The following is a 1,055-nucleotide window of genomic DNA, read 5'->3' on the forward strand; positions in this document are numbered from 1 at the left end:
GCCGAGGGCCCGGCCGACGGTGGCGCGACCCCCGGCCAGCACGACGGCGGCGCCGACGGCAGCGCCTGACGCATGACCATGACGTACGTCGACCCGCCGGGTGGCCACGGCCGCCCGGCGGTTCCGCTCTCCGCCGCCGAGGCGCTGGCGCGCTGCGTCTCCGTCGAGCCGGCCAAGTTCGCCGCCGACCACTGGGGGCGCAGCCCGCTGTTGTCGCGGGCCGCCGAACTGCCCAACCCGCACGGCTTCACCGACCTGCTCGGCCCGGCCGACGCCGACGAGCTGCTCAGCCGGCGCGGCCTGCGTACCCCGTTCCTGCGCGTGGCCAAGGACGGCCAGCTCGTGCCGGCGGCGCGGTACACCGGCGGCGGTGGCGCCGGCGCCGAGATCGGCGACCAGGTGCTGGACGAGAAGGTGCTGGCGCTCTACGCCGACGGCGCCACCCTGGTGCTCCAGGGCCTGCACCGCACCTGGCCGGCGCTCGTCGACTTCACCCGCGACCTGGGCGCCGCGCTGGCGCAGCCGTTGCAGGTCAACGCCTACCTGACCCCGGCGGGCAGCCAGGGCTTCGCCACCCACTACGACACCCACGACGTCTTCGTGCTCCAGGTCGACGGGCGCAAGCACTGGCGGATCCACCCGCCCGTGCTCGTCGACCCGCTGGAGCGCCAGCCCTGGGGCGGCCGGGCCGACGAGGTCGCCGCCACCGCCGACGGCCGGCCCGCGCTGGACGTGGTGCTGGAGCCGGGGGACGCGCTCTACCTGCCGCGCGGCTGGCTGCACAGCGCGCAGGCGCAGGAGTCCAGCTCGCTGCACCTCACCGTGGGGATCCGGGCGCTGACCCGGTACGCCGTGGTGGAGGAGCTGCTCGGCCTGGCCGCCGAGGACGCCCGGCTGCGCGCCGGGCTGCCGTTCGGCCTCGACCTGGCCGACCCGGACGCGATCGAACCGGAACTGACCGAGACCGTCGAGGCGCTGCGCGACTGGCTGCTGCGCGCCGACCCGGCGGCGGTGGCCGCGCGCCTGCGGGCCCGGGTCTGGCCGGCCGCCCGGCC

Annotated in this window: 1 protein-coding gene; it reads left to right on the plus strand. The window is 77.3% G+C overall.

Going from position 1 to position 1,055, the window contains the following annotated elements; translation table 11 throughout:
* Positions 1-78 precede the first annotated feature (78 nt).
* Positions 79-1,055, plus strand: a 977-nt coding sequence (locus HUW36_RS33365; protein WP_174531643.1) for a cupin domain-containing protein, incomplete at its 3' end; no start/stop codon positions are given.

It is taken from the genome of Micromonospora maritima, assembly GCF_902825405.1.
Classification (GTDB): domain Bacteria; phylum Actinomycetota; class Actinomycetes; order Mycobacteriales; family Micromonosporaceae; genus Micromonospora; species Micromonospora maritima.